The sequence below is a fragment of the Acinetobacter sp. ANC 3832 genome, assembly GCF_002135415.1.
GTDB lineage: Bacteria > Pseudomonadota > Gammaproteobacteria > Pseudomonadales > Moraxellaceae > Acinetobacter.
This window is the reverse complement of the sequence record NZ_NEGJ01000002.1, coordinates 377,612-400,345: the sequence shown is the minus strand read 5'-3', so window position 1 is coordinate 400,345 and position 22,734 is coordinate 377,612. Positions and strand designations below refer to the sequence as shown.

The 22,734-nt window shown below is 38.2% G+C and carries 23 protein-coding genes; 10 read left to right on the top strand and 13 right to left on the bottom strand.

Translation table 11 applies throughout. From position 1 onward, the window contains the following. Positions 1 to 33: 33 nt before the first annotated feature. Genes purC through dapA form a run of 3 tightly spaced genes read right to left on the bottom strand, consistent with a single transcriptional unit; the run spans position 34 to position 2,306 of the window. Positions 34 to 753, bottom strand: a complete 720-nt coding sequence (gene purC / locus B9T35_RS04275; RefSeq protein ID WP_086189882.1) for a phosphoribosylaminoimidazolesuccinocarboxamide synthase — start codon at positions 751 to 753, stop codon at positions 34 to 36. A 35-nt stretch (positions 754 to 788) separates the two neighbouring features. Next, a complete protein-coding gene (locus tag B9T35_RS04270) occupies positions 789 to 1,394 on the bottom strand; it encodes a lipoprotein-34 precursor (NlpB) (RefSeq protein ID WP_086189881.1) in 606 nt (201 codons plus the stop codon). 12 nt (positions 1,395 to 1,406) lie between these two features. Beyond that, positions 1,407 to 2,306 carry a 4-hydroxy-tetrahydrodipicolinate synthase gene (gene dapA, locus B9T35_RS04265; protein ID WP_086189880.1) on the bottom strand — a complete coding sequence of 300 codons (900 nt, stop codon included), beginning with the start codon at positions 2,304 to 2,306 and terminating at the stop codon, positions 1,407 to 1,409. Between the two features lie 768 nt (positions 2,307 to 3,074). Between dapA and mhpT the strand changes: the two genes are divergently transcribed. The 3 genes from mhpT (at position 3,075) to B9T35_RS04250 (ending at position 6,182) form a co-directional block, all read left to right on the top strand. Continuing rightward, the gene (gene mhpT / locus B9T35_RS04260; protein ID WP_086189879.1) at positions 3,075 to 4,301 is read left to right on the top strand and encodes a 3-(3-hydroxy-phenyl)propionate transporter MhpT; all 1,227 of its coding nucleotides are present in this window, start codon (positions 3,075 to 3,077) and stop codon (positions 4,299 to 4,301) included. 154 nt (positions 4,302 to 4,455) lie between these two features. Further along, positions 4,456 to 5,094, top strand: coding sequence for a bifunctional nicotinamidase/pyrazinamidase (gene pncA, locus B9T35_RS04255; protein WP_086189928.1), 639 nt, complete (start codon positions 4,456 to 4,458; stop codon positions 5,092 to 5,094). Positions 5,095 to 5,228: 134 nt separating this feature from the next. After that, complete coding sequence (locus B9T35_RS04250; protein ID WP_086189878.1) at positions 5,229 to 6,182, top strand: bile acid:sodium symporter family protein; 954 nt, start codon at positions 5,229 to 5,231, stop codon at positions 6,180 to 6,182. A 52-nt stretch (positions 6,183 to 6,234) separates the two neighbouring features. On the opposite strand, the gene B9T35_RS04245 is transcribed toward B9T35_RS04250, so the two are convergent. Continuing rightward, positions 6,235 to 6,702, bottom strand: a complete 468-nt coding sequence (locus B9T35_RS04245; RefSeq protein WP_086189877.1) for a DUF523 domain-containing protein — start codon at positions 6,700 to 6,702, stop codon at positions 6,235 to 6,237. Positions 6,703 to 6,811: 109 nt separating this feature from the next. Between B9T35_RS04245 and B9T35_RS04240 the strand changes: the two genes are divergently transcribed. Next, complete coding sequence (locus B9T35_RS04240) at positions 6,812 to 7,096, top strand: DUF4031 domain-containing protein (RefSeq protein WP_086189876.1); 285 nt, start codon at positions 6,812 to 6,814, stop codon at positions 7,094 to 7,096. Between the two features lie 82 nt (positions 7,097 to 7,178). Here B9T35_RS04240 and glmS read toward each other — a convergent pair whose 3' ends face one another. The 8 genes from glmS to B9T35_RS04200 form a co-directional block, all read right to left on the bottom strand. Continuing rightward, entirely contained in the window at positions 7,179 to 9,017 is a 1,839-nt protein-coding gene (glmS, locus tag B9T35_RS04235; protein WP_086189875.1) for a glutamine--fructose-6-phosphate transaminase (isomerizing), read from the bottom strand. 12 nt (positions 9,018 to 9,029) lie between these two features. Further along, positions 9,030 to 10,394, bottom strand: coding sequence for a bifunctional UDP-N-acetylglucosamine diphosphorylase/glucosamine-1-phosphate N-acetyltransferase GlmU (gene glmU / locus B9T35_RS04230; protein ID WP_086189874.1), 1,365 nt, complete (start codon positions 10,392 to 10,394; stop codon positions 9,030 to 9,032). A gap of 19 nt (positions 10,395 to 10,413) precedes the next feature. Next, entirely contained in the window at positions 10,414 to 10,935 is a 522-nt protein-coding gene (locus B9T35_RS04225; RefSeq protein ID WP_086189873.1) for a phosphatidylglycerophosphatase A, read from the bottom strand. Continuing rightward, entirely contained in the window at positions 10,913 to 11,830 is a 918-nt protein-coding gene (gene thiL, locus B9T35_RS04220; protein ID WP_086189872.1) for a thiamine-phosphate kinase, read from the bottom strand. The genes B9T35_RS04225 and thiL overlap by 23 nt, the downstream gene beginning before the upstream one ends. 12 nt (positions 11,831 to 11,842) lie before the next feature. After that, positions 11,843 to 12,292: a transcription antitermination factor NusB gene (gene nusB, locus B9T35_RS04215; protein ID WP_086189871.1), complete on the bottom strand. Its 450-nt coding sequence runs from the start codon at positions 12,290 to 12,292 to the stop codon at positions 11,843 to 11,845. A gap of 3 nt (positions 12,293 to 12,295) precedes the next feature. Next, complete coding sequence (gene ribE, locus B9T35_RS04210) at positions 12,296 to 12,766, bottom strand: 6,7-dimethyl-8-ribityllumazine synthase (RefSeq protein ID WP_010112227.1); 471 nt, start codon at positions 12,764 to 12,766, stop codon at positions 12,296 to 12,298. A gap of 23 nt (positions 12,767 to 12,789) precedes the next feature. Further along, the gene (gene ribBA / locus B9T35_RS04205; RefSeq protein ID WP_086189870.1) at positions 12,790 to 13,911 is read right to left on the bottom strand and encodes a bifunctional 3,4-dihydroxy-2-butanone-4-phosphate synthase/GTP cyclohydrolase II; all 1,122 of its coding nucleotides are present in this window, start codon (positions 13,909 to 13,911) and stop codon (positions 12,790 to 12,792) included. Positions 13,912 to 14,192: 281 nt separating this feature from the next. Then, the gene (locus B9T35_RS04200) at positions 14,193 to 15,482 is read right to left on the bottom strand and encodes a hypothetical protein (RefSeq protein ID WP_086189927.1); all 1,290 of its coding nucleotides are present in this window, start codon (positions 15,480 to 15,482) and stop codon (positions 14,193 to 14,195) included. A gap of 77 nt (positions 15,483 to 15,559) precedes the next feature. Here B9T35_RS04200 and serB point away from each other — a divergent pair, with 77 nt between their 5' ends. From serB to B9T35_RS04185, 3 genes are all read left to right on the top strand, one after another. After that, complete coding sequence (gene serB / locus B9T35_RS04195; RefSeq protein WP_086189869.1) at positions 15,560 to 16,780, top strand: phosphoserine phosphatase SerB; 1,221 nt, start codon at positions 15,560 to 15,562, stop codon at positions 16,778 to 16,780. A gap of 430 nt (positions 16,781 to 17,210) precedes the next feature. Continuing rightward, entirely contained in the window at positions 17,211 to 17,525 is a 315-nt protein-coding gene (gene aciT / locus B9T35_RS04190) for a ciprofloxacin tolerance protein AciT (protein ID WP_086189868.1), read from the top strand. Positions 17,526 to 17,795: 270 nt separating this feature from the next. Further along, complete coding sequence (locus B9T35_RS04185) at positions 17,796 to 18,281, top strand: SCP2 sterol-binding domain-containing protein (protein ID WP_086189867.1); 486 nt, start codon at positions 17,796 to 17,798, stop codon at positions 18,279 to 18,281. 132 nt (positions 18,282 to 18,413) lie between these two features. Here B9T35_RS04185 and dtd read toward each other — a convergent pair whose 3' ends face one another. Then, positions 18,414 to 18,854: a D-aminoacyl-tRNA deacylase gene (dtd, locus tag B9T35_RS04180; RefSeq protein ID WP_086189866.1), complete on the bottom strand. Its 441-nt coding sequence runs from the start codon at positions 18,852 to 18,854 to the stop codon at positions 18,414 to 18,416. A 223-nt stretch (positions 18,855 to 19,077) separates the two neighbouring features. Here dtd and B9T35_RS04175 point away from each other — a divergent pair, with 223 nt between their 5' ends. From B9T35_RS04175 to pncB, 3 genes are all read left to right on the top strand, one after another. Further along, positions 19,078 to 20,595 carry a catalase gene (locus B9T35_RS04175; RefSeq protein ID WP_086189865.1) on the top strand — a complete coding sequence of 506 codons (1,518 nt, stop codon included), beginning with the start codon at positions 19,078 to 19,080 and terminating at the stop codon, positions 20,593 to 20,595. A gap of 176 nt (positions 20,596 to 20,771) precedes the next feature. Next, positions 20,772 to 21,275, top strand: coding sequence for an ankyrin repeat domain-containing protein (locus B9T35_RS04170; protein WP_086189926.1), 504 nt, complete (start codon positions 20,772 to 20,774; stop codon positions 21,273 to 21,275). A 222-nt stretch (positions 21,276 to 21,497) separates the two neighbouring features. Next, entirely contained in the window at positions 21,498 to 22,706 is a 1,209-nt protein-coding gene (gene pncB / locus B9T35_RS04165; RefSeq protein WP_086189864.1) for a nicotinate phosphoribosyltransferase, read from the top strand. The last annotated feature ends 28 nt before the right edge of the window (positions 22,707 to 22,734 follow it).

Below are 22,734 nucleotides of genomic sequence, written 5' to 3'. Positions count from 1 at the left end.
TTAAGCTCGGTTTTTTATGTATTTCAAACAGAATTAGATATCTGAAAGGTCAACACCAATACGTGTAGCAACTTCTTCATAGGCTTCAACGACACCGCCTAAACCTTGACGGAAACGGTCTTTGTCGAGTTTTTTCTTGGTATCTTTGTCCCATAAACGGCAACCGTCTGGAGAGAATTCATCACCTAGTACGATACGGTCGTGGAATACACCAAATTCAAGTTTAAAATCAACAAGAAGCATGTTGCCTTTGTCGAATAACTCTTTCAGTACAACATTCACTTTTTGAGTGAGTTCTTTCATTTGTGCCAATTGTTCTGCATTAGCCCAACCTAAAGCAATCGCTTGAGATTCGTTGACCATTGGATCACCCAATGCATCATCTTTAAAGAACAATTCAAAAGTAGGAGGAGTAAGCTCCAAACCTTCTTCAACACCTAAACGACGGCACAATGAACCTGCTGCATAGTTACGCATTACGCATTCTACAGGGATCATTGTTAATTTTTTAACTAAAACTTCAGTTGGAGAAAGCAATTTCTCAAAGTGAGTTTCAATACCAGCCTCAGCCAATTTTTCCATGATAAAGGCATTAAAAAGGTTATTCACCTTGCCCTTACGATCTAGTTGCTCTATTTTTTCGCCATTGAATGCAGATGCATCATCACGGAAAACTAAAATTAGATGATCAGCACTCTCTGTTTCATAAACAGATTTAGCTTTACCAGTATAGAGCAAGGTTTGTTTTAACATTGGGGAACCTTTTTCAAAAAAATTGCCTAGAACGACTAGGCTGGCCAGTTTTGGTAAATCTGGGTTAACAATTCTGCAGCTTTTTCTTTGTCTGCAAAACTGCTATCGGCATTGAATACCGCAATATTATTGCTTGAACCTACAGAAGTGAGCTTGACCACATAGATCTTATTATCGATCTTGATTGTTGCTTCATTCGCATTTTTGCTCTTTCCGACAACGTTATGGTTAAGACTACTGAGGGTGGCAAGTGCGTATTGCCAAATTGTAGCAGAATTCCCATCAATTTTGATCAACGGATTACCATTTCCATCAGTCAAAAGCTGTGGTCGTCCGACATTTGTACTCGTTGTTGTATCTTGTACAACAGTATTCGTTTGAGTCACTTCTGGGCGAGGTAATTCAAAACGGTTACCACGCTTATTTTCAAGTTTTGGTGCGTGTTCAATTGCAAGTTGATCAACCACAGGAGCTGGATACAATGGCGTCGCTGGTCTAACCATCGAACCTTCAGGGTATTTTAGCGGCTCTAAAGTGGTTGTGTCTTTATAATCTAAAGAACCGTTGTTGATTCCAATTGAACTACAACCCGCTAAACTTAAAGCTGAAAGGGCAAGGGTTAAACCAAAACGTAATTGCATAATACTAAGCTCTTATTGAATGACACCCGCTGCTTTGAGTTCTTCACGCAGTGGAGTGCGATATTGTTCTGCAAGCGGAGTTAACGGTAGGCGGATACCTGTACCAATTAATTCCATTTCATGAAGTGCCCATTTCACTGGAATTGGGTTCGATTCACAAAATAGAATATTGTTTAATTTTGCAACTTGAGCATCTTTTTCTTTCGCAAGATCTGTATTACCTGCAATTGCAGCAGCACAAAGCTCACTCATAATTTTTGGTGCGATATTGGCGGTAACAGAAATATTACCCTGAGCACCCAATGCAATAAGTTCACGTGCAGTGGCATCATCACCTGAGTAAACCACCATTTCTTTGCCTTGAAGACCATCTAGAAGTTCTTTACCACGAGGAACATCACCAGTTGCATCTTTAACGCCAACAATGTTGGATATATCGGCTAAACGAATAACCGTTTCATTCAACATATCTACGCCAGTACGGCCTGGAACATTGTATAAAATAATTGGTAAATCAACAGCTTCAGCAATTGCTTTATAGTGTTGATATAAACCTTCTTGAGTTGGCTTATTATAATAAGGGGTTACCAAAAGTGCAGCGTCTGCACCAATATCTTTTGCTTCTTTGGTAAGCTCAATTGCTTCATGAGTTGAGTTTGCACCAGTTCCGGCAATAATAGGAATGCGTTTATTGGCGACACGAATCACTTCTTTAATGACTTTAGTGTGTTCAGCCATGCTTAGCGTAGATGCTTCGCCAGTTGTACCAACGGCAACAATACTATTCGTGCCTTGTTCTATATGCCACTCAACGAGCTTCTCGAGACCCTTCCAATCTACGCTGCCATCTTCAAACATGGGGGTGACGATTGCGACAATTGAGCCTTGAATGATCTGTGCTTGCTGAGTCATTTTGAAAAAATATCCTATTTTTCCATCCATTGAGATTAAAAATGAGTATGGACGGTTGCAGTATTTTGATTTGAGCCTAAACAATCAGGTTAGAGATTGCATAATGCTTATGCAAATTATGACTGATTCAGCGTAGGAGAACAATATACTTTGATCGAAGCAGGAGAAATCTTTATAAAAAGAAACAAATACTTCACATATTACTTTTTATTTTTGAAAAGAACTTTGTTTTGTATGTTGAATATAATGTGTATTGATCTAATTTCTAGATTTCAAATCTGAATAGTGTTGTTGAATCAGGTTCGATGAAAAGATTAAGAATTTTACTTAAGTATGAATCAGTCCTCTGCTTTTTCTTCAATGGGAAATTAAAAAATTGTATGCAAGGATGGTATACATGGGCTTTGATTAGATTTATTTAAGATTATATAAGACGCAAGCATGATTAAAATAATGGAAAAATTTTTAAGTAAAAATATTTTATTTACCGTTTATTCAGAGCATTTTTCTATATAAAAAAGTAAGTTAGTTATTAAGTGGTGAGAATGATGCAGTAGAGCAATACCATTCTCGACTATTTTAATCAGATTTCAGCATCAATTTATTACTTTTTTAACTAGATCGTGATGAGATTAAAACAGTAGTTTTCAACTTTTGAAATCATGAATAAATCTTTTTCTAACACTTATTGATAGTTATCTTGGCCTTAAGTGTACTTGATGATGTGTAGGTCATTATCCAACAGCATTAATGAAAAGGATTTTTAAGATGGATAGATCATCAACACAAATAGATAGAAAGCATTCTACGATTACCATATTTATTTGCTTTTTAATTGCCATTATTGAGGGTATTGATATTCAGGCAGCAGGCGTTGCAGCCTCAGGTATTAAAGAGTATTTCTCCTTAGATGCATCTCAGTTAGGTCTATTTTTTAGTATTGGGATTTTGGGCTTATTGCCTGGTGCATTGGTCGGTGGACGTTATGCAGATCGGATTGGTCGAAAAAAGGTATTAATTGCTTCTGTCTCAATTTTTGCAGTTTTCACCTTATGTACAGTCTGGGTCAATAGTTTCTATACATTGTTATTGGTTCGCTTTCTTGCAGGTGCTGGCTTAGGTGCAGCCATGCCCAATTTAATTGCTTTAGCATCTGAGTCTACCCATTCTGAAAACCGCGGGCGCGCTGTTGGGTTAATGTACTGCGGTATGCCAATAGGGGCAATTATTGTATCGCTCTTAGCCGCAAAATTAGCTTCAACAGATTTAAGCACCAGTTGGAAAACGATTTTTTATGTCGGTGGGTTAGTTCCTTTAATTGTTGTTCCAATTATGATGAAGTTTTTACCTGAATCACGTGAGTTTTTAAAAGCACAACAACAAGTAAAAAGTTCAGATACGAAACCCCTTTCTTTTAAAGATTTATTTAGCCGTGAATTTGCACCGCGAACAATTTTACTTTGGATCAGTTACTTTTTTACCCTCATGGTGGTTTACATAATGCTCAGTTGGTTGCCATCATTATTTACTGAGCTAGGTTTTAGCCGTAAAGATGGCAGTATGGCAATGGTTTATTTCCAAATTGGAGCAGCAATCGGTACTGTTATTTTGGGTATGTTGATTGACCGTTGGAATAAGGCTTATGTCATTATTTTGATGTATTTAGGTATTCTTGTCGGATTATTTAGTCTAAATGCTGCGACAACTTTGAATCTTATGTTTGTTGCTGCTGCCATTATGGGAACATTCACCATTGGTGGGCAAGGCGTGCTTTATGCGTTTGGTAGTTTTGTTTATCCAACACATTTACGAGGTCAAGGCGTGGGTGCAGCATCGGCAGTTGGGCGTATAGGCGCAATGATGGGGCCAGCTATTGCTGGACAATTACTGGCAATGGGCAGTGGTGCGACGGGTGTTATTTCTGCTGCAATTCCATGCATTGTCATTTCAGCAATTATTATGGTGTTATTAACACGACGTTTAGAAACTGCATAAACTAAACAGTTTAAGTATTTAAAAAGCTCGCATATGCGGGCTTTTTAATTGCGATACAGTAAGTTTGCCAATTTGGTTTTACTGTTTAATATAGAGACGAATTTTCTAATAATTTTTATTTTTTAATAAACATAAGTTTTGGGGAGTAGTGATGATGTTGCAATATGAAAGAAGTGCTTTAATTATTGTAGATGTACAAAATGGGTTCACCCCAAATGGAAATTTAGCAGTTGTCCATTCAGATGAAATTATTCCATCAATTAACCAACTGGCTAAGTATTTTAAAAATATTGTTCTCACACAAGATTGGCATCCTGAAAATCATATTTCTTTTGCCGAAAATCATACAGGAAAACAAGCGTATGAAACGATCGAACTTGATTATGGTACACAGGTTTTATGGCCATCGCATTGTGTACAAGGCACACCAGATGCTGACTTTCATCCAGATTTAGAGATTACGACAGCACAATTGATTATCCGAAAAGGATTTCATTCACAAATTGACAGTTATTCTGCATTTATGGAAGCTGACCATAAAACATCGACAGGATTAGCAGGCTATTTAAGAGAACGTGGGATAGATACTGTTTATATGGTTGGAATAGCGACCGATTTTTGTGTAGCGTGGACAGCGATTGATGCAAGTAAATTAGGCTTTCAAAGTTACGTGATTGCAGATGCAACCAAAGGTATCGACTTAAATGGTTCTTTGCAACATGCTTGGCAAGAGATGTTCGCGAGTGGTGTAAAAAAAGTTTATCTCAAAGATATTTTGAGTGAAAAAGAGTAATACAGATTTTGCATAAATCTCATTTTTATCAATCTATGGATATAAAAATAAGATTTAGATTTTTATCCGCTTTAAGATAAAGCATATATTGCTCAGATTTGAGTAACCTACACAAAATGATATAGAAGGGATGTATGTCTGCATTATTGCGTTTTACTCAGTTTATTCAAAAAACATTTGCCTTGTGGGTGGTTTTATTCGCAGGCATTTCTTTGTTTGTACCAGAAGCTTTTGTATGGATGAAAGCTTATATCCCATGGATGCTAGGGATTATCATGTTTGGTATGGGAATGACCATGACGGTTGATGACTTTAAAGGGGTTTTACAAAGTCCAAAAGCTGTTTTTATTGGTGTGGTTGCACAATTTTTGGTGATGCCAGGTTTGGCTTATGCATTGTGTCAATTATTTCAATTACCTGCAGAAATTGCAGTAGGTGTCATTTTAGTGGGTTGTTGTCCGGGAGGCACAGCATCTAATGTGATTACTTATATGGCAAGAGGAAATACAGCTTTATCAGTAGCTTGTACTTCAGTTTCCACATTATTGGCTCCAATTCTGACACCTGCTATTTTTTATTTATTGGCAAGTCAATGGCTACACATTAATGCAGGCTCTATGTTCGTTTCAATTTTACAGGTTGTACTTTTCCCCATTATTTTAGGGCTGATCGCAAGAGCGTTCCTTAAACAAAAAGTTGAACAATATATTCAAGTTATGCCACTAATTTCGGTGATTGCGATTGTTGCCATTGTTGCAGCAATTATTGGGGCGAGTAAAACGGCAATTTTGCAATCAGGATTACTCATTCTAGGTGTTGTTATTTTGCATAATGCTTTAGGTTATCTATTGGGTTTTTGGGCAAGTCGGTTCTTCAAATTGCCTTATACAGATTGTAAAGCCATTTCAATTGAAGTTGGAATGCAAAATTCTGGTTTAGGAGTGGCATTGGCAGCAGTCCATTTTGCAGCATCTCCAATTACAGCTGTTCCAAGTGCAATTTTTAGTTTGTGGCACAATATATCAGGTCCTGCTTTGGCAACTTATTGGGCGACAAAAGCAGATAAAATACAAAAAGAACAAGAATAAAATCTGAAAAATAATTTACAGGATCATGGAGGGCTTAGGCTCTCTTTTTAATTTAAATATCCAGGATTTGTAAAAACTGATCTTCAGTGATGACTGTAAATCCATGTTGTTTGAGTAGAGCAGACGTGACGCCATTACCTTGAATTTTATTTCCTGAAAATGAGCCATCATAGATCAGCTCTGATCCACAGGATGGGCTGTTCGCTTTTAATATAACATGTGTAATTTGATGCTTTTGTGCGAGTTGTAAGGCTTTATAAGCACCTTGTATGAATGCATTAGAAACATCATTACCTGCTGAGTCTAAGACTTTGGCTTTGCCACACAAAACATCTTCACCATTTCCACCGACAATTTCAGCAGCTAAACGCGGGGTGCTTAATCCACCTAAAACTTCAGGGCAAATAATCACAGCTCGTTGTTCAATGACCAGTTGGCGTAGTTTTTGTTGTAGGCAGTTTTGACCATCGTAACGGACATTTTCTCCAACGAGGCAGGCACTGATGAGGTATTTAGGCATAGAATTTTGCTACAGATATTCACTATTCAATCGTCAAAATTGAGCAGTACAATGAATTGTGACTGCGGATTAGGTTTCAAGTTTAACTGAAAGTTGAGAATATTATTCTATGGCAATTTATGTGGATCGTGCAAAAGTTTCTTTTAGGGGACAAGAATGGTGTCATTTAATGGCAGATACACTGGATGAACTGCATTATTTTGTAAAAATGGTTGGAATTGATGCACGCTTATTTCATCAGTCAGCCTCTTATCCACATTACGATATTACTTTATCAATGCGAATGATAGTACTAGCACATGGAGCAATTGATGCAGATCGTAAAATGATTATTAGGTGTGGTAAAAAGCTAAAACAAGAATTGCAACTGAGCCAAATATATCTGGGACAATAAAAAACAGCCTACTATTATAGTAAGCTGTTTTGAGTAAATCAGTATGAAAATTAAAAAGTGCTTAGTGAGTATAAGTTATTGATTATTCGACAGTTACGCTTTTTGCTAAGTTACGTGGTTGATCGACATCAGTACCACGTAAAACAGCAACATGATACGACAACAATTGCACTGGAATACTATAAACAATCGGTGCTAATAATGAGCTAATTGTCGGAACATTGACAACGTGTTGACGATCTTTATTTTTAATACCGCTGTTTTCATCAGCAAATACAAATAGCTCGCCACCACGTGCTTGGACTTCTTCCATATTGGATTTAAGTTTATCCAACATCTCATCTTTAGGCGCTAAAATAACCACAGGCATATCATTATCAACAAGTGCCAAAGGCCCATGTTTTAATTCACCAGCAGCATAACCCTCAGCATGAATATATGAAATCTCTTTCAGCTTTAAAGCACCTTCTAGTGCGATCGGGAACTCTGTACCACGACCTAAGAACAAGCAATGCTGCTTTTCTTTAAATAAGTCAGATAAACGCAGAATTTCTTGATCATTTTGCAAAGTATCTAAAATAACTTTTGGAAGATGCCAAAGTTCAGCTGTGATTTCTGCAATTTTCTCAACAGTAATACTTTGTTTTACTTGACCAATTTTAAGAATCAAGAGAATTAAAGCCGCAAGTTGCGTGGTAAATGCTTTGGTTGAAGCAACACCAATTTCAGGACCAGCAAGTGTCAACAAATGGTGATTGGTTTCACGAACCATCGATGAGGTTGCCACGTTACAAATAGTCATTGTTGTAATATTCAGACCTTTGGCTTTTGAACGCTTTTGCGTATCACGTAATGCAGCTAAAGTATCAGCGGTTTCACCTGACTGAGAAATACAAACATAGAGTGTATTTCCAACAATCACAGGTGAGCGATAGCGGAATTCGCTCGCAATTTCAACCTGACATGGCAGATCAATTAATTGCTCAAACCAATATTTTCCAATCATTCCAGCATGGTAACTGGTACCACAAGCAATGATTTGCACTTGTTGAATATTAGCAAAATCAACGTCAGCATTGTTCAAGAAATCATCACGTAAACTATTGCCATTTAACGCTTGAGAGATTGTTTGTTGAATGGCTTCTGGCTGTTCGTAAATTTCTTTCAGCATATAATGCTTATATTCACCCTTAGATGCGTTACTGACTGTTGCATCCAATTCTTTTATAGGGCGATCAACCAATTGACCATTTACAAAAACTTCAATCGTTTGACGTGTTAAACGTGCAATATCACCTTCTTCAAGGTACATAAAACGGTTAGTCACAGGTAGCAATGCCAATTGGTCAGAACTGATGAAATTCTCACCAATACCTACACCAATCACCAACGGTGAGCCTTCACGTACAGCAATCAATTGATCAGGATGTGCTGTATGCACGATACCAAGGGCATATGCACCTTTTAACTGAGGAACAACAAGCTCTACAGCTTTAAGTAAATCAGGTGTTGATTTCAGTGCTTCATGAACTAAATGTGCAACGACTTCTGTATCCGTTTGAGAAGTAAACACATAGCCTAAAGCTTCAAGATCATCTTTAAGTTCTTGATAGTTTTCGATGATCCCGTTATGTACCACAGCAACATCACTAGAAATATGCGGATGCGCATTATTTTCAGTCGGTTTACCATGTGTCGCCCAACGAGTATGTGCAATCCCTAATGAACCCAAAATATTTGATTCAGAAACAGCTTGTTCAAGATTCGCAACTTTACCGACACGGCGTTCACGTAAAATGTGACCTTGATCGACCAATGCCACGCCTGCTGAGTCGTAACCACGGTACTCAAGACGCTTTAAACCTTCAATTAAAATATCTGTAATGCTACGTTCAGCAACGCCGCCAACAATTCCGCACATATTTATATCCTCTTATTTCGTGACCTTTTGGGGACGTTGATAATTTTCTTTTGAAATTTGTTTTGCACGTTCAAATGCAAGACTATGGTCAGCCACGTTATGGGTAATGACTGAGCCTGCGCCAGTCGTTGCGCCGTGACCAATGGTTAGGGGAGCAACGAGTGAGTTATTGGTACCAACAAAGGCATTATTACCAATAATGGTTTTGTGTTTATTGGCACCGTCATAGTTACACGTAATCGTACCTGCACCAATATTAGAGTTTGAACCAATTTCAGCATCACCCAAATAAGTGAAGTGATTGGCTTTAGAACCCACGCCCACAGTGGTATTTTTAACTTCTACGAAGTTACCGATATGAACTTCGTTCGCCAATTTTGCACCAGGACGTAAACGTGCAAAAGGGCCAATTTGTACATTTTCACCGACAATCGCATTGTCAAATACGCTATAAGGTTGAACTTTGGTGCCTGCTGCAATCGTTGTATTTTTAATCACACAACCTGCACCAATTTCAACATTGTCACCAAAAGTACATTCACCTTCAATGATCACGTTAATATCGATACGTACATCTTGACCAACAGTCAATTGACCACGCAGGTCAAAACGAGCAGGATCAATTAAATGCACACCTTGTTGCATTAATTTTTTAGCTTGATAATGTTGGAATTCACGTTCTAAAGCAGCAAGTTGTATACGGTCGTTTACGCCTTCAACTTCAAATGCTAGTTCTGGTTGAATTGAAGCGATTTGCAGACCATCAGCCAATGCCATCGCCACAATATCAGTTAAATAATATTCACCTTGAGCATTGTTATTACTTAGTTTTGGTAACCATTCATGTAGTTTGGCATTGCTCACACAGTAAATACCTGTGTTGATTTCTTTAATTTGATGTTGTTCTGCGGTCGCATCTTTATGTTCTACAATAGCTTGAATTTGACCATCTTTACGCACAATACGACCATAACCTGTCGAATCTGCTAAAGTTAATGTAACCAGTCCAATACCTGTACCTGTTGAAGCATCAATCAAACGTTGTAAGGTACTTTGTTGCACACACGGAACATCACCAGACAAGATTAAAGAAAGACCCTCTTGCGGAAGAACAGGCAAGCTTACTTTGACAGCATGACCTGTACCGAGTTGCTCTGTTTGCTCAACCCATTGAATATTTTCATGGGTAAATACCTGTTGAACAAGCTCACCACCGTGTCCAAAAATAGTAATGATGTTTTCAGCGTGTAATTTTTTTGCTGTTTCAATCACATGACCAAGTAATGGACGTCCTGCTAAAGGTTGGAGTACCTTGGGTAAACGAGAACGCATTCGCGTTCCTTTACCTGCTGCAAGAATAATCACAGTAGTTGACATAACACACCTACAGATTGGCTTAAGCCATAGAAAAATATAAATAAATTATTATACAGATAGCAGCCCAAACACCTGCGATAATATCATCAAACATGATGCCGAAGCCACCACCGACTTGGCGGTCAATTACACGTATAGGCCAAGGTTTCCATATATCAAATAAACGGAAGAGGGCAAATCCAATCAATACCCATAACCAACTCATTTGTCCAAAGTAGATTAAGGGTAAAAATGTAATAGATTGTCCTGCAAACTCATCCCAGACAATACGTCCATCATCATGCACACCCATGATTTCTGCAGTTTTTCCACAAATCCATATGCCAATCAAAGACATGATTATAATGGCTGTAATGGAGCCAGTGAATCCAATTGCAAGCCAAAGTGGCACGAACAAAAGTGCAAATGCAGAACCAAATGTTCCGGGTGCTTTGGGTGCAAGACCTGAGCCAAAACCCACACCGCAAAATACGATAATGCGTTCAGACCATGTCATTGTATTGAAGACAATTGGTGGTTTATGCAAAATGTTGATATCCATGAAGTTGAAGCGGATGATCTAAGCCATCTTTCTCAAAAGTTAAACCGCATTCTTGTGTAATTTTCCCAATAATTGTGGTTTTAACATTGGGCTGTAATTGCAAAAGTTCTTTATAGTTCTGCGCATTTATTGTAAAGCATAACTCATAATCATCACCGCCTGCTAGTGCATATTTCCACTGCATAGTATCGGATAACTGGCTTAAATCAATATTAATGGGTAATTGGCGAAGTTCAATTGTTGCACCGACTTTCGATGCTTCTAAAATATGTCCTAGATCTTGGGCTAAACCATCCGAAACATCAATCATGCTCGAAGCTAAGCCTTTGAGTAACTGTCCTAATTCACACCGCGGTGTAGGATAGTCGAGGCGCCTTTGTAAAGGATGACCTAAATGTTGTAGTGCAAATGCTGCATCACCCAGAGAACCACTGACTACAATAAGGTCATCTATTTGTGCGCCAGAGCGCGTAACAGCTTGACCCGTTTCAATCCAACCCAGTGCGGTGACTGTAATGGTGAGATGAGGGCTTTGTGTGGTATCACCACCGATAAGACTGACATTGTATTGGTCACAGCATGCATAAAGACCATTACTAAATTCTTGCAACCATTCTTCATCAATATTGGGCAAGCTGATTGCCAATAAAATGCTTTGAGGCTTTGCACCCATAGCGGCAATATCTGAAAGATTGACAGCAACACTTTTCCAACCTACAGCATGAGGCGAAGTGTCTAAAGGGAAATGTCGACCTGCAATAAGTGTATCTGCGCAGATGACCAATTGCTGGTTTGCAGGGGGAGTGAGCAGGGCTGAGTCGTCACCGACGCCTAAATCAACGCAAGCATCACGCTTACGATTAAAATAGGTTTCTATAATTGAAAACTCAGCCATCTCAACAACAACTTATTTCGCGGATTGCTTTTCTGCTTCACGCAGGCTGTTTGCTAAACGGTCTAATACACCATTGATGTATTTATGACTGTCTGCACCGCCAAAGTGTTTTGCAAGCTCAATTGCTTCATCAAGAACAACGCGATACGGAACTTCAAGATGATCTTTCAGTTCGTATGCGCCTAGACGCAATGTTGCAAGTTCCACACCATCCAATGCATCAATCTCGCGATCAAGTACAGGGATCAGTAAAGCATCTAATGCTTCATGAGTGGCAACCACTTGCGTCAGCAATTCATGGTAATAACCGAGATCCACCTTGTGCATGGCATTTTCCACACGTGTACGTGCTTCAATTTCATGAACTGGGTTGTGGCTCATCTGCCATTCATAAATTCCTTGTACAGCAAAACGACGTGCTTTGCGTTTCGCTGCATAAGTTGCTTGGAGTGTCTGCGACATGCTTTAAATCGCCTTTAACAAATTAACCATTTCAATTGCAGTAAGAGCAGCTTCGCCACCTTTATTGCCTGCTTTTGTACCAGAGCGTTCAATCGCTTGTTCAATACTATCCGTAGTTAATACACCATTGATTACAGGTAAGCCAGTATCTAAACCAACTACACCTAAACCTTTGGCACATTCGCCAGCAACGAAGTCAAAATGTGGCGTACTACCACGAATGACTGCGCCAAGAGCGATAACTGCATCAAAGTTACCTGATGCAGCTAATTTTTTAGCGACAACGGGAAGTTCCCATGCGCCTGGTGCATGAACGACAGTGATATTATCGTCGGATACACCATGACGATGCAACGTATCAATTGCACCTTCTAGTAAATGTTCAACAACAAAGCTGTTAAAACGACCAACTAAAATCGCGTAACGACCTTCGCTCGCGAGATGTAATAAACCTTCAATACGGCGAATCGCCATAGCAACCTCGATATTAATAAATGTTATTGAACAGAATTTTGATCTGCGGTGACATATTCCACCACTTCTAAATTAAAACCAGACAAGGCATTAAAGCGTAATGGTGAGCTTAATAGCTTCATTTTTTCAACGCCTAAATCACGCAAAATTTGTGCACCGACACCAATTGTTTGGTATTGCTGAGACAATGCCGCATTCGATTTAGTCGGTTTGGGAGCAGACAATGCGTCTAATGCAGGACCAAGGTCAGATAAATGACGTTGACCAATCCATACCAAGACACCGCGATCACTGGCAGCAATCATTTTTAGGGCTTTATCTAAATTCCAAGCCGCTTCACCATCTTTCTTATTCAATTTTAGCAAGTCACGTGCAGGATTAAAACCATGTACACGAACAGTGGTCACGCCTTCTGTTGGTTGACCTTTGACTAAAGCCAAATGAATATCTGGGTTACCTAATTCACGGTAACGATATAAATCAAATGTACCGTATTCAGTTTCAATGCTTTGCTGATCAATACGTTCAACCGTTTGTTCATTGGTCATACGGTAGTGAATAAGGTCGGCAATTGTACCTATTTTTAAACCATGCTTTTCAGCAAAAACTTCTAAATCAGGACGGCGCGCCATTGTACCGTCTTCATTAATGATTTCACAAATGACAGAGGCTGGTTCTAATCCCGCAAGACGTGATAAGTCACAGCCTGCTTCAGTATGACCTGCGCGGTGCAATACACCACCAGGTTGCGCCATTAATGGGAAAATATGTCCCGGTTGTACAATATCAGCAGGTTTGGCATGTGCTGCAACAGCCGTTTGAATGGTATGTGCACGTTCAGCAGGGGAGATACCTGTAGAAATACCTTGAGCAGCTTCAATCGAAAGCGTGAAGTTAGTACCATGTTGTGCACCATTGGCATCTACCATAAGGGGTAGATTCAATTGCTTACAACGGTCACGACTTAAAGTAAGACAGACTAAACCACGTGCATGAGTGATCATAAAGTTGATGTCTTCAGGGCGTACGTGTGTCGCAGCGATAACTAAATCACCTTCATTTTCACGATCTTCATCATCCATGAGGATGACCATTTTCCCTGCGCGGATATCTGCTACAAGCTCTTCAACAGTATTGAGCGGCATCAACCTTCACCTTCTTGTTGTGTCTGAATGACATTTTGATTAATTCATAGTGGCATAGTCTAACGTGTTTTCACGTGTTTTGCCTATGCTTATCACATTCCGATTGCTATGACTGTTATACACAGCTTAGTAGTCGATTGAAAAGATGTGATAAATCTAAAATAGAAGATTCTGTTTAAAGAATAGACATTCACTTGCCATATTTAATGATAATGATATTTAAAAATGCAAAAAGCCCGATAGAACTGAATGCTTATCGGGCTTTAAACGATACATATGTGTTAGATGTCAGAGGTTTGTTCTGAATGATTGTTATGTTCAGATGATTTTTTTTTGCCTTTTAAAATTTCAGTACGAATGGTTTGTGCAATTTCAGCACAATCTGTATTCATTCCATTGATCATAAAAGCATGACGCGTCAATACGTTGGTTGGATTCGGCAATGCTAAAAGTTGATAGCATCCACTAATCTGTTTTAAGTGATCATTGCTTAAATACAATGCCATTTCTTTTGCAATAAGATGATGTGTTAAGCGTTCAGATGCTTGTAATGCATCCAATTGCATAGCTTCAACAGCTGAGCTGACAGCACAACGGGTTTGTAAAACGAAGCGTTTATCTTCTCTGTAGCGTTTATACAGAACCTCAGATAAAAGCTGAAACACCGATGCAATCATTAATAAGCATTCAGCTGCATTGGTTTGCGTCGCTGAAATACTCACGATTGCCCCATTTTGATTGAATTCTTGATTACGTACAAAATCATGTGAGTTCAGTTTGAAATGTTGCGCGCACAGCTCAATGCTTTTATTCAAAAAAATCTGGCATAAATTAAAGTAAGGCAATGAAACTGATTGATTCACCGTATTCATCAATTGTTTAGGGTCATAATGTTGGATATTAAGCGCTAAAATATCTTGATCAACTGAAAACTCAGTCGGTACTTTTTTCGGTTCAGGTTTTACTTTAACTTGTTGTTGCGCTTGAGCAATAGCAAGGGTTCGATTGGCTTTTTCTGCTTCTAAAGCTTCTGTAAGCTGTTGAATTTCGTGTTTAAGACGAGCTTCATTGTTTAAACGTGTCAAGTATTCGCTTCGAGTCGGACGTGCAATTGCACGATATGCCAACCATAAGAATGCATGAATTAGAAGTGAAACCAAAATTGCAAGCCATTGGGTACGTAAGATTTCCCCAATACTTGGCTTAACCAAGGTGATTTCAATGCTACCGACTTTCTTTTCGTGCTGTAACGCATCACGGACAAAAACTTCGCCTTGACGGGTTTTGGCTAAACCACTGGTAGCAAGCACTTGTTTTTTTGCGTCTAAAATACGGATAGAAGCAACACTTGGATTGGTCGCATAACGATTCGCAAGCAATGCCAATGACACTGTATTTGCAGGCTCTAACTCAGAAATACTGTCTGTAACCAGTTGACTGGTCATGAGTTGCCCCTGACTAGCACGGTTTTCATTCAGCTGATGAGTCGTTGCGATTACCAATAAAAAGGTATGTAATGCAAAACTTACGATTAGTAGGCTAGCAAATAGCCCTTGTCTAGGTGCATTCAACGTAAACTTCCAAGGCATTTATATTCAAATTCGATTATGATTCTTACAATAGTTGTAGCTCAGACCAGAGTCAATTCATGCGAGAAATCATTCTTATATCCTTTTTAGGACCTGATCAACCGAATCAGTTTACTCGATTAATGCAGGTACTGTCCGTACATTCTTTGCAAATACTTGATGTTGGGCAAGCGGTTATTCATAACCAATTGACTTTAGGTATTGTTGTATCGTCAAACGACCAAACAGCAACTGCTTTAGCAATGAAAGACATCCTTATTTTAGCACATGATATCGGTTTAACAGTTCGCTTTAAACCTATTTCAGAAACTGAATATGATCAATGGGTGAGCGAAGGCGGACGAACCCGCTATATCGTGACTGCTTTAGCCCCAGAACTGACCGCAGCAGATTTACAAGCTGTAACCAATATTGTGTCGAGTCAAGGTTTTAACATTGAAACAGTCACACGTTTATCGGGTCGCCCAGAACGTGATGGACATAGTGATGGTCCAAAACGCTCATGTGTTCAATTCGGTTTAAGTGGTCAAATGTTAGATGCAGTTGCCATGCGAGCAGCTTGTTTACGACTCTCCACTGAATTAAGCGTGGATGTTGCAGTTCAGGAAGATAATGCTTTCCGCCGTAATCGTCGTCTGGTTTGCTTTGACATGGATTCAACACTGATTGAACAAGAAGTCATTGATGAACTTGCAATTGAAGCTGGTGTAGGTACGCAAGTGGCTGAAATTACTGAACGTGCGATGCTAGGTGAACTTGATTTTCAACAAAGTTTCCGTGCACGTGTTGCCTTACTAAAAGGTTTGGATGCTTCAGTATTACCCAAAATTGCAGAACGTTTAACTGTGACGGAAGGGGCGGAGCGTCTGATTTCGACCTTGAAATCACTCGGTTATAAAACAGCAATTCTTTCAGGTGGATTCCAATATTTTGCTGAATATCTTCAACAAAAATTAGGTATTGATGAAGTGCATGCCAATATTCTTGATGTTGAAAATGGTGTTGTCACAGGTGAAGTTAAAGGTCATATTGTCGATGGAGCACGCAAAGCATTTTTATTGCGTGAGCTGGCTGAAAAAATGGGTATTTCACTTGAACAAGCGATTGCAGTCGGTGATGGTGCAAATGATTTACCAATGCTGTCAATTGCAGGCTTAGGTGTTGCATTCCGTGCGAAACCATTAGTACGTCAAAACGCTAATCAAGCCATTTCAAGTGTCGGTTTAGATGGTGTACTTTACCTTTTAGGTGTACATGATAAAGATCTAAACCGCGCTTAAAAACCGTTAAAATATTGCAAATTGATGACAAAAAGAACGACAAATAAGTCGTTCTTTTTGTTTATAAATAAAGCACATATTGAAATATTTTCGTTTGAAAAAATGAGCTTTCAAAAAAACATAAAAATATTAGAAAAAATCTTTTTGATAGGACAAAACAACATGTGTTTTTTTGTAATGACACGCCAAGATAGGTAATGATTCAGTCTTAAGGAAAAGCACGATCATAAAATTTGTAATGACAAAAGAATGTTGCGACAACATATGTCGTATGACGTTCAGCTAAGTCTTTTATTCCGCTGAAAACCATCCATAATGCATTGCATAAGCTTTTATAAGATTACAAAGAATAACTGCAAAGGCTTGAACCATTGTTGTGAAACATCATTGGACGGTGTTAGAGGCATCATCATTTTTGGCGGAGGTTTTTATGGTAACAGCGACACTTGCAACGATAGTCGGATTCAGTCTGATTGCTGTAGCATTAGCTACTGTTTTCTTTTCCCCATACCGTCATTGGTTAGGGTTTATGTTTGCAGGTATGGTTTTTTGGGGCATTTTAGAAGCCATTCGTTTTAGTATTCAAAATGTATTTGATCTGTCCGTTGCCTATAGCTATTTGACAGCACTCAGTTTAGCGATGATGGGCTTAACTGCCTTTTTATTAAGAGAAGACAGCCGTGCGCAAAAAGCATTGGCAAATCGTCAATATATTGAACATACCCCCGTATATGAAGATGAATGATTTCATTAATTAAACAGCGCATTCAAAAGAATTTTTACTGACCTTAATTACACGAAAAAAATTCACACAGACATTCAAAGGTATATCAAAATGATATACCTTTTTTTCTTGCTGATACTTTGTTATAGAAAGCTTTGTCTCTGAAATAACAAGTTATGTTAGGATGAAAGGGTCTGTTGATATTTCATAAATGCATTGGTTCATTAAATCATCTATGAAATATCAACAAACTTCCAATATTTTTGTATTAAAACAACAGGCTTAAATGTCATGAAACTTTCTGCAATTCCAGTCGTGAAACTACCTATTGTCGATGCGAGTACAGATCCATTAGACCTATTGGTACTTGGTCTTTCGCTTCGTATGAAACAACTTGCACGTACTAGTCCTAAGTTTATTGAGCTGACACATGATCGTCAGTTCCGTATTCAAATTGGTACAGATTTAGGCGTTGCTCGCCAGATCTTGGTGAACAATGGGCAAATTGATACTGTTTCAGGTGATGCAGAAAAAGCAGATTTTATTTTGCAATTTGCAGACAGCGAACAAGGCGTTAAAACTTTGATGAAAGGTGACCCAACTGCATTTATGACGGGTATGCAAAACGGCAGTATTAAAATGGAAGGTGATTTTGGCTTATTGGTTTGGTTTAACCAAGTGGCTAAACTAATTCCACCTAAAGTACCTAAGCCAATTAAAGACAAAATTAAAATGGCGCGTCAGTTTTTAAAAGAAAAAACTGGGCGTTCATTTTAATAACCTGATCTACAGATTTCTTGTATGAGGCTGTTATTTACAGTTATATAAGATGTCTTATAAAAAAGCCTATTCATGAATAGGCTTTTTTATTGACTAATGATTATTCAAAATTAGAGATAGAATTGATGTTTATTTAACCTCTAAGTTAAACGTCACTGGTCCATCATTGACCAAATGAACTTTCATATCAGCAGCAAAAATTCCAGTCTGCACATTTTGAAATTGTGACTCTGTATATTCAACCAATTGTTCGTAGAGTATTTGCGCTTCTGCAGGAGGCATGGCAGGTCCAAAATCAGGTCTTAAGCCCTTTTGAGTTTGAGCCATTAAGGTAAATTGTGAAACCAGAAGCAGTCCACCCTTGGCTTGGCTAACATTCCAGCCCATTTTGCCTTGTTCATCATCAAAAAAGCGATATTTCAGAATTTTATCGATTAACTTTTTACCTTTTTCTAAGTTATCTTCTTTGCCAAGACCTAAAAAAACTAAAATGCCATGATCAATTTCACCTGTAGTTTGACCATCGACAACAACTTTTGCTTCAAGAACTCGTTGCAATAATGCACGCATAATTTAACCAAATGATTGATTTAAAATTTGGGATAAATTGTATCAAATTGACAAGGAATTTCTTAAATATTTAATTAAGTTTTTGAAAAACAATGGATATTAAATTTGAATCATAATTAAATTCATTAATCCGATTTATATTATAAAAATTATCGGTTTTATCTATTTTTGTTGTAACGTTATTTTGACTGCGCAGGAAAGGTATTCAGTCGAGAATTTTATTATGTTTAAGCGTACATTATTGGTCGCAATGTTAGGTATGAGTATTTCAGTTGCTCAAGCCGCACCTTTAACCAAAGATAACGGTGCACCTGTTGGTGACAATCAAAACTCAACAACTGCGGGTAAAAATGGTTCAGTTTTACTACAAGATGTGCAATTGATACAAAAATTACAACGCTTTGCACGTGAGCGTATTCCTGAACGTGTAGTACATGCACGTGGAACAGGTGCTTATGGTGAATTTGTCGCGACGAAAGATATTTCTAATTTAACCATTGCTTCAATGTTTAAAACAGGCACGAAAACTCCTGTTTTCTTACGCTTCTCAACCGTTATTCATCCGCAAGGTTCGCCAGAAACTTTACGTGATCCGCATGGTTTTGCCGTTAAATTTTATACCAAAGAAGGCAATTGGGATTTAGTCGGTATTAATGCCCCAGTATTCTTTATTAGAGATGCCATCAAATTTCCTGACTTTATTCATGCAATGAAGCCAAGTCCAATCACCAATGTTCAAGATGCAAACCGTGTATTTGACTTCTTACAAAGTCAGCCATGGTCAACCAATATGATCACCTACATTTACTCTAAATTTGGTGTGCCAACGAGCTACCGTGAGCAAGATGGTTTTGGTGTTCATGCATACAAATTTTATGATGAAAATGGTGATTATCAATATGTGAAGTTTAACTTCCGTTCACAACAAGGTGTAAAAGGTCTTAATGTGAAAGAGGCAGCTGAACAGCAAGGTAAAGATTTCAATCATTTAACCAATGATTTGTATCAAAATATCGATGCAGGTAAATATCCGAAATGGGATCTTTATATTCAGGTCCTTGATCCAGAAAATTTAGACAGTTATGACTTTGATCCACTTGATCCAACTAAAATTTGGCCTGAAAAGTTATTCCCAGAGTTTAAAGTCGGTACTTTAACGCTGAATCGTAATCCTAAAAATGTGTTCCAAGAAACAGAACAATCTGCTTTTGCACCTGCAAATATTGTCCCAGGAATTGAGCCTTCAGAAGATCGATTACTTCAAGGGCGTGTGTTCTCTTATTCCGATACGCAAATGTATCGTTTGGGTGCGAATCATCAGCAACTAGCAGTAAATCGTCCACTTGTTGATGTAAACAACAATAACCAAGATGGCACGATGAATTTAGGAATGAGCAGTTCTGATGTGAACTACGAGCCAAGTCGTAAAGCGCCAAAACCTGCGACTGAAAAAGCCCGTGCAGTGAAAACACCTTTAGTGGGTACGGTGATGCAAGAAGGTAAAAAAGAGCAGAACTTCAAGCAAGCAGGCGAGTTATATCGTTCATTCACTGAGAAAGAAATATCAGACTTAATTATGAATCTCGCTACTGATTTAGGTGCAGTCAAAGATTCAGAAACAAAACACATCATGTTGTCTTACTTCTATAAAGCAGATGCAGATTACGGCACACGGATCACCAAAGCGGTGAACGGTAATTTAGTCACAGTAAAAGCAAAAGCTGAACAGTTGAAAGACTAAATTTAACTGAAAAGTGAGGTTTGACTGAATAGGTGATTGGGCAAAGGAAAATCATCACAAGAAAGTCCTGTAAAACTCTAAACCCTTTCCTGCAACCCTAGGGGAGTTTTACAGGCATTTATTGATTATTATGGTGTGAGGAAACTAAAGTGAAATTATTTTTAAATAGCTTATCGATGGCGGTACTTAGTATTTGTGTGATGACTATGCTTAGCTTGAGTATTACACGAATTTACGCACAAGAAGTGAATCAGCAAGCTGAACTTAATCAACAAAATAGTGAACAATTGTTGGAATCACAAAAGGAGGTTGTCGCATTATTTTTTGAAGCCGCTAAAACAGGAAATAATGAAATTATTCATGAGTTTTTAAAACATGGTTTTCCTGTTGATGTGAAAAATCATGCAGGCTTTACCCCATTAATGATGGCAACTTATTATGGCCATCAAAATGTGGTTGCTACATTGTTAGAAAATGGCGCAGATCGTTGTGCACGTGACAATAAAGGCAATACGGCATTGATGGGTGCCATTTTTAAACTAGAATGGTCTATTGCCAAACAATTAAATAAAGCTGATTGTGATATCAATGCAAAACAAACAGGGCAAAAGACTGTCGCTGAATTTGCCAAGATGTTTGGTCAAGAAAATCAATTGAAAAAATTGAGTATTGAAAATTAATGCTCAATGAGAGAAATAAGCATCGTGCATCAGCATTTACAAACGCTTTATTTTTCTCTTTTAAGAAGAAATAAAGAAGCGTTATATAAGGAATGGCATTATCTCATAGTTCTATTTAAAGCGGAAAATGAGTGGTATAGTTTCCACTATTTACGAAAGCACTCGCTTTTAATTGAAAAAAATATGCTTTAATGCAAGAAGAACAGCGAAATTAATCAGCCTATGTCTCCAATTATTCAATCTTTGCTCGATACTGACTTGTACAAATTTACAATGCTACAAGTGGTTCTTCATAAATTCCCTCAAACGCATAGCGTGTACCATTTCCGTTGTCGCAACTTAGATGATACGGTATATCCATTGACGGATATTTTAGATGACTTGAATGAGCAACTCGATCATCTTTGTCAGCTTAATTTTAAAGAAGACGAATTAAAATACTTACGCAGTATGCGTTTTATTAAAAGTGATTTTGTTGATTACTTAGAATTATTCCAATTAAAACGTCGTTTTATTAAAGCAGGCATTGATAGCGAAGGTCGTTTAGATATTTGGGTTGAAGGCCCAATGGTTCAGGCGATGATGTTTGAAATTTTTGTTCTTGCAATTGTGAATGAACTTTATTTCCGCCGTATTCGTTCAGATGCAGTACTTGTAGAGGGTGAGCGTCGCTTACAAGCCAAAGTTGCTTTACTGAAAACCTATGTTGAAGAACAAAAAGACAGTGATCCACCTTTTTTAGTTTCTGATTTTGGTACGCGTCGTCGTTATAGTCTCGATTGGCAAAAGCATGTCATTCAGACTTTTCACGATGCCGCACCTACGATTTTCCGTGGTACGAGTAATGTTTTAATTGCGAAAGAAATGGGTATTTTCCCGATTGGGACAATGGCACATGAATTTCTGCAAGCCTTTCAAGCACTGGATGTACGTTTGCGTGATTTTCAAAAATCTGCGCTTGAAACTTGGGTGCAAGAATACCGTGGTGATTTAGGTATTGCACTGACAGATGTCGTTGGGATGGATGCATTCTTACGTGATTTTGATTTGTATTTTGCCAAACTATTTGATGGCTTACGTCATGACAGTGGTGATCCCTACGAATGGGGCGATAAGGCATATCATCACTATCGTAAGTTTAAAATTGATACTAAAACCAAAATGCTTACTTTTAGTGATGGTTTAGATATTGAACGTGCTTGGGGTTTATATCAGTATTTTAAAGATCGTTTCCAAGTAAGCTTTGGTATTGGAACCAATTTAACCAATGATATGGGGCAAACACCACTAAATATCGTCTTAAAGTTGGTTGAGTGTAATGGGCAATCTGTGGCTAAAATTTCAGATAGCCCAGGCAAAACCATGACAGATAACGATACTTTTCTCGCTTATTTACGTCAGGTTTTTGAAATTCAGGAAGACGCAGAATAGTTAGAAATTAATAGCTGATTTTTTGCTA

Coding starts and splice junctions, on each gene's coding strand:
- purC (WP_086189882.1), bottom strand. CDS start 753: ATGTTAAAACAAACCTTGCTCTATACTGGTAAAGCTAAATCTGTTTAT.
- B9T35_RS04270 (WP_086189881.1), bottom strand. CDS start 1,394: ATGCAATTACGTTTTGGTTTAACCCTTGCCCTTTCAGCTTTAAGTTTA.
- dapA (WP_086189880.1), bottom strand. CDS start 2,306: ATGACTCAGCAAGCACAGATCATTCAAGGCTCAATTGTCGCAATCGTC.
- mhpT (WP_086189879.1), top strand. CDS start 3,075: ATGGATAGATCATCAACACAAATAGATAGAAAGCATTCTACGATTACC.
- pncA (WP_086189928.1), top strand. CDS start 4,456: ATGTTGCAATATGAAAGAAGTGCTTTAATTATTGTAGATGTACAAAAT.
- B9T35_RS04250 (WP_086189878.1), top strand. CDS start 5,229: ATGTCTGCATTATTGCGTTTTACTCAGTTTATTCAAAAAACATTTGCC.
- B9T35_RS04245 (WP_086189877.1), bottom strand. CDS start 6,702: ATGCCTAAATACCTCATCAGTGCCTGCCTCGTTGGAGAAAATGTCCGT.
- B9T35_RS04240 (WP_086189876.1), top strand. CDS start 6,812: ATGGCAATTTATGTGGATCGTGCAAAAGTTTCTTTTAGGGGACAAGAA.
- glmS (WP_086189875.1), bottom strand. CDS start 9,017: ATGTGCGGAATTGTTGGCGGCGTTGCTGAACGTAGCATTACAGATATT.
- glmU (WP_086189874.1), bottom strand. CDS start 10,394: ATGTCAACTACTGTGATTATTCTTGCAGCAGGTAAAGGAACGCGAATG.
- B9T35_RS04225 (WP_086189873.1), bottom strand. CDS start 10,935: ATGGATATCAACATTTTGCATAAACCACCAATTGTCTTCAATACAATG.
- thiL (WP_086189872.1), bottom strand. CDS start 11,830: ATGGCTGAGTTTTCAATTATAGAAACCTATTTTAATCGTAAGCGTGAT.
- nusB (WP_086189871.1), bottom strand. CDS start 12,292: ATGTCGCAGACACTCCAAGCAACTTATGCAGCGAAACGCAAAGCACGT.
- ribE (WP_010112227.1), bottom strand. CDS start 12,766: ATGGCGATTCGCCGTATTGAAGGTTTATTACATCTCGCGAGCGAAGGT.
- ribBA (WP_086189870.1), bottom strand. CDS start 13,911: ATGCCGCTCAATACTGTTGAAGAGCTTGTAGCAGATATCCGCGCAGGG.
- serB (WP_086189869.1), top strand. CDS start 15,560: ATGCGAGAAATCATTCTTATATCCTTTTTAGGACCTGATCAACCGAAT.
- aciT (WP_086189868.1), top strand. CDS start 17,211: ATGGTAACAGCGACACTTGCAACGATAGTCGGATTCAGTCTGATTGCT.
- B9T35_RS04185 (WP_086189867.1), top strand. CDS start 17,796: ATGAAACTTTCTGCAATTCCAGTCGTGAAACTACCTATTGTCGATGCG.
- dtd (WP_086189866.1), bottom strand. CDS start 18,854: ATGCGTGCATTATTGCAACGAGTTCTTGAAGCAAAAGTTGTTGTCGAT.
- B9T35_RS04175 (WP_086189865.1), top strand. CDS start 19,078: ATGTTTAAGCGTACATTATTGGTCGCAATGTTAGGTATGAGTATTTCA.
- B9T35_RS04170 (WP_086189926.1), top strand. CDS start 20,772: ATGGCGGTACTTAGTATTTGTGTGATGACTATGCTTAGCTTGAGTATT.
- pncB (WP_086189864.1), top strand. CDS start 21,498: ATGTCTCCAATTATTCAATCTTTGCTCGATACTGACTTGTACAAATTT.